The sequence below is a fragment of the Acetatifactor sp. genome (assembly GCF_982438285.1).
The window spans coordinates 1-4,678 of record NZ_CEWDFQ010000251.1 but is presented as its reverse complement, the minus strand read 5'-3'; the positions used below and the strand labels follow the sequence as shown (position 1 = coordinate 4,678).

Below are 4,678 nucleotides of genomic sequence, written 5' to 3'. Positions count from 1 at the left end.
CCTCAGGGCTATAACAGCCTGTCCGCCGGCTATGACGAAGGGCTGCAGGCCCTATGTGCCCAGACGCTGACACAGTTTCATTCCCAAAATCCTCATATTTCTTATGGTTATATGATAACCGACAGCAGTGTCAGCGGCTTTGACGCCCGCCATAACGCTTTTATCGGCATGTATGGAAGCAAGCCGCAGCCGGAGGCCCTGGGAAATGGAAGGGGATGTACAAATGCTGCAAATTGTGCGGAAAAATGCTGTTTTGCGCTGGAGGTATCCTGCAGCCTGGAGCCGGGCGAAAGTAAAACCATCTGTTTTCAGATAGGTTATGCCGACAACAAGGAGGAGATATGGCAGGCCCGGGCCTGTCTGGCTTGGGGCATGCCGCAAAAGCTGCTGGAGGAGGTAAAGAGACAGCGACTTGCGGAAATAGATCAAGTGGCCGTCAAAACGCCCGATGAAATGCTGAATAATGCGTTCAATGGGTTTTATAAATACGCCGCAGACATGGGCTCCCGGTGGGCCCGGGTGAGGCATAACGGATACCGGGACATATGCAGTGACACGGAATGCCTGGGCGCTGTGAATCCAAAGCTTGCCTGGGAAAGGTATAAGCGCATACTCTCCTACCAGTATTCCGACGGTTATGCCCCGCGCACCTTTCTGGACGGCAGCATCAGGCCCAATCAGTTTGCGGACAACGCAGTGTGGATTGTTTTTACGGGCTATGCTTTAATCATGGAGCTGGGAGAGGTTTCTCTCCTGGAGGAATCGGTAAGATTTAATGACAAAACCGTCTCCTCGGTATTTGAGCATATACATCGGGCCGTACAGTATCTGTATGATTTTCAGGGCCTTCACGGACTTATTAAAATCTGGGGCGGTGACTGGCAGGATGGAATGAACCGGGCCGGGCTGGAGGGAAAGGGCGTCAGCGTCTGGCTGTCCATCGCCTGGTACCGGGCCAACAAGATGTTTATGGAGCTTGCCAGGCTGTGCGGGAGGACTGACCTTGCAGAAAAGCATGGGGAAATGGGGGAGACCATGCGGCGGCGCATTGAGGAGTACGGCTACGACGGAAAATATTATATTGCAGCCATCAATGACAAAGGGGAGAAAATTGGTTCTAAGGACTGTGAGGAGGGAAAGATGTATCTGATTCCCCAGCTTTGGGCTGTGCTGGCCGGAATCGCTTCCAGGGAAAAGCTCGCGGAAATCATGCAGGAGGTGGATGATTATCTGGAGACACCTCTGGGAACCTTGACCAACAGGCCGGGCTATACAAAATATGATCCCAATATCGGCAATCTGACCTCTCAGCCTGTGGGTACCCTGATTAATGCAGGGGTCTATCTGCATCCCATGGCATGGAAGCTGGCGGTTGAGGGAATTATGAAGCGGCCCCAAAGGCTGCAGATGACTCTGGAAAAAATACTTCCCTGGAATCATTATTATGCCGTCACTTATGGAGAACCTTATATTCTGTACAATTTTTATCATGGACCGGAAACCGGATACCGGGAGGGAACGCCGGGGCAGAGCTGGAGGACGGGCTCGACGCAATGGGTGGTGAAAGCGCTGATTCACAGCTGCTTCGGATTGCAGCCCCGGCTGGAAGGACTTGCCCTGGACCCCTGTCTGCCGCCGGACTGGAGGGAATGTGAGATCAAAAAACAATTTCGGGAGTGCCGGTATACCATCCGGTATCACCAAGAGAAGGATGCAGACTGTGGTATCCGGCGGATTCTGGTGGACGGAAGGGAGATTGCGGGCGTGCTGCTGCCCTATGAGAAGGGCCGCGCATATGTGGTGGATGTATATATGGGAGGAGGACATGAATAAGGAAATTCATATTTACAGCAGTAAAAAGGAAAAAAATCTGACACATTTCTGGAGCGGAATGGTGTTTCATCCCACAGACGCCATAGAGGATGACTGGGGACAGCGTATTCTGGACAGAATCAGCGTTGACAAAGCTGTCAGATGCGTGCGGATTTATGCCATGCTGGAGGATATCGTAACAGTAGGCCAGGATGGGAAGCTGCAGTACGATTTTACGCTCAATGATCTGAGGCTGGATTATCTTTTGTCGAAGGGCTTTGACATTATGCTGTCATATGCCTTTATCCCGCCCTGGCTTGCAGCGGACGCTCATAAGACCAGCTCGGTGGCAAAGGGGAAGACCCGCTATAAGGGTAAGGTAATCGTCGCATCCTATCCAGGAGATTATGACAGGTGGGAAGAAATATGCCGTAACTATACAGAGCATATTGTAGAGCGCTATGGGGAGGAGATTGTCGCCGGGTGGAGACTGCAATGCTATAATGAACCGAATCTGGAATGGTTTTTTATGGATGGGGAAAAGGACGTAAAAAGGCGGTGCCAGGAATACTGCAGACTATACGATGGATTTGAAGCGGGAGTGACGGCGGTGAGTTCTAAGCTGAAAATCGGCGGACCTGCTCTGGCGGAGGAGGAAGGATATTGCCAGTTTTTGAAGCAGTTTTTAAGGCATGCGGCAGAAGAAAATAAAAAGCTGGATTTTATAAGCTTTCACACCTATGGCACAACGCCCAAGGAGCTGAATGACGGCTCAAAACCGCTGAATATCCGCAACTCTCTGGAGACCATAAGCAATATAATGGAGGTTGTCAGGCAGGAGGGCTTTGGTCATCTGCCTGTCATCTGCGATGAATGGGGGGCGGCCTCTGCGGGATTTTATAATATGGAGGAGTGCCCGGCGCTCTGGTTTCGGGAAACGGAAGTGTTTTCCGCATACTTTGTAAAGCTGCTTACCTTATATGACGAGCTGAAGCTGCCCCTGGAAAAAATGATGATCTGCCTGTCGGGACAGCACGAAATGACAGAGGATTTTTCCGGCTTCCGCAATTTTTTTACGCTGCATTTTTACCCAAAGCCCATATACAATGCCCATGTGCTCAGCGCAAGGCTGGGAGAGTATAAGCTGTGCTGTGAGGGAGAGAAGCCGGAGCACGTGTCTGTAATGCCCACGCTGCATGAGGATGGCCATATGAGCATTTTATTGGGGTATGCAGACGATAAATTTGAACGGGAGCTTGCGGAAATAAAGCTGACGCTTGTGGTGGATGATATTGCAGGCTCATATGATGTAAAGCTGTACAGGATTGACGGAAAGCATTCCAACGCGTATTACCGATACTGCCTGCTTGGAAAGCCCAGCCATCCCACCTGGAGGCAGCAGGAGGAAATCAGGGAAGCTGCCTGCTGCAGACCCGAGGATTGGGGGATAATTTCACCGGAAGATACAAAAATTACATTTACCATGACCAATAACTCTGTTGCACTTGTGGAACTGCTGCGAAAATAGCGCTTGACAATCTCTCCGTTTATGATATAGTCTAAATGCGAATGAATTGCAACTGCATTTAAACGAAAGGACGGAGTGATATGCTGCATATTATAGAGCACAGTGTGTTAGACAGCCTCAAGCTGGTGCCGTTTTTGTTTTTAACCTACCTGGCCATGGAATATCTGGAGCACAGAGCCGGTGCAAAGACCGAGAAGCTGGTGGGAAAGGCCGGAAAATTCGGTCCCCTGATCGGAGGGCTTCTGGGGGCGGTGCCCCAATGCGGCTTTTCCGCAGCAGCCTCGGGACTTTACGCGGGAAGAGTGATCTCCCTGGGGACTCTTTTGGCCATTTACCTTTCCACCTCCGATGAAATGCTTCCCATTTTGATTTCGGAGAAACAGCCCTTAAGCCTCATTTTTCCCATTTTGCTTGCAAAGGTCGCAATCGGTGCGGCAGCGGGCTTTCTGATCGACCTTTTCCTTTTTCGGAAGAAGGGGGAGGAGCACCACCATATCCATGAGATCTGTGAGCATGAGCACTGTCACTGCGAGAAGGGCATCCTTCGCTCGGCGGTAAGCCATACACTGCAGATTACCTTTTTTATTTTGCTGATCACCTTTGCCCTGAATCTGATTTTTCATTTTGTGGGAGAGGACGCCCTGGCAAATCTGATTTTAAACCGTCCCATTCTGGGGCCTGTGCTGGCGGGGGCTGGGGGGTTGATTCCCAACTTCGCGGCCTCTGTGGCCATCACACAGCTTTATCTAAGCGGAGCAATGAGTGCGGGAGCCATGATGGCGGGCCTATTGTCCGGAGCAGGAACCGGGCTTTTGGTACTGTTTCGGGTCAACCATGACAAGAAGGAGAATTTGAAAATTCTCGGTCTTTTATATGCTATTGGCGTTTTGGCGGGAATTGTGATAGAATGTGTGATATAGAGGATTTCACATTTGAAGGAAGGGAAGAGCATGAGCAGGAAAGGGCCTCAATCACAGGAGTGTGGGAGCATTGTCTATCCCCCGGGAATCAAATGGACAAAGCAGCGCAGGTGCGTGTACCAGGTTCTCCTTGAGGCAAAGGAGCCTTTAAGCGCCGTTCAGATTTATAACCGTGTGGAAAAGGACGAGTCGGACGGCTCCTTTGCAGTGTCTACCATTTACCGTATTCTGGCTGCCTTTGAGGAAAAGGGAATGGTAAACAAGACAAACTGGATGGGGGACGGTACCCTGGTGTATGAGCTGAACCGTGGAGAGCACACCCATTATGCGGTGTGTCTTGACTGCCATAAAAGGATACAGCTCCCAAGCTGTCCCTTCGCCCATGTACAGTTAGAGCAGGAGACAGGGGATTTTACGG

General features: G+C 50.8%; 4 protein-coding genes. All 4 read left to right on the top strand.

Annotated elements, in window-relative coordinates; translation table 11 throughout:
* The coding region (locus AC1WIP_RS11750; RefSeq protein WP_481142005.1) for a GH36-type glycosyl hydrolase domain-containing protein at positions 1–1,833 on the top strand (1,833 nt) is incomplete at its 5' end.
* A complete protein-coding gene (locus tag AC1WIP_RS11745; protein WP_481142004.1) occupies positions 1,826–3,340 on the top strand; it encodes a GH39 family glycosyl hydrolase in 1,515 nt (504 codons plus the stop codon). The genes AC1WIP_RS11750 and AC1WIP_RS11745, both read left to right, overlap by 8 nt.
* A gap of 80 nt (positions 3,341–3,420) precedes the next feature.
* A complete protein-coding gene (locus tag AC1WIP_RS11740) occupies positions 3,421–4,260 on the top strand; it encodes a putative manganese transporter (RefSeq protein WP_481142003.1) in 840 nt (279 codons plus the stop codon).
* A gap of 30 nt (positions 4,261–4,290) precedes the next feature.
* Positions 4,291–4,678, top strand: a 388-nt coding sequence (locus AC1WIP_RS11735; protein ID WP_481142002.1) for a Fur family transcriptional regulator, incomplete at its 3' end; no start/stop codon positions are given.

Coding starts and splice junctions, on each gene's coding strand:
- AC1WIP_RS11745 (WP_481142004.1), top strand. CDS start 1,826: ATGAATAAGGAAATTCATATTTACAGCAGTAAAAAGGAAAAAAATCTG.
- AC1WIP_RS11740 (WP_481142003.1), top strand. CDS start 3,421: ATGCTGCATATTATAGAGCACAGTGTGTTAGACAGCCTCAAGCTGGTG.